Source organism: Extibacter sp. GGCC_0201 (assembly GCF_017566055.1).
Lineage (GTDB): Bacteria > Bacillota > Clostridia > Lachnospirales > Lachnospiraceae > Extibacter.
The window spans coordinates 1-276 of record NZ_JABFCH010000095.1; the positions used below are offsets into that span (position 1 = coordinate 1).

The 276-nt window shown below is 51.1% G+C and carries 1 protein-coding gene; it reads left to right on the forward strand.

The window, feature by feature from the left end; genetic code table 11:
* The coding region (locus tag HJV72_RS18880; RefSeq protein WP_208073394.1) for a 4Fe-4S binding protein at positions 1-276 on the forward strand (276 nt) is incomplete at both ends.

A 276-nucleotide genomic window follows, 5' to 3' on the forward strand; every position in this document is an offset into this window, starting at 1 on the left:
TTGCGAAGGTAAATACTGACAACTGCGTCGCGTGCGGACAGTGTGTGGAATATTGTCCTTCCGGCGCAGCAAAGCTGGGGCAGAAGCTTTGCACCAAAAACGGGCCGGTGACGTACCCTGTGCAGGAACTGCCGGATGCAGTAAAATGGGGGCCTGAGAAATGGAATGAGAATTACAGGGATGAGAATCAGATTAACTGTTATGATACCGGAACCGCACCGTGCAAGACAAATTGTCCGGCGCATATTGCGGTACAGGGATATCTCAACATGGCTT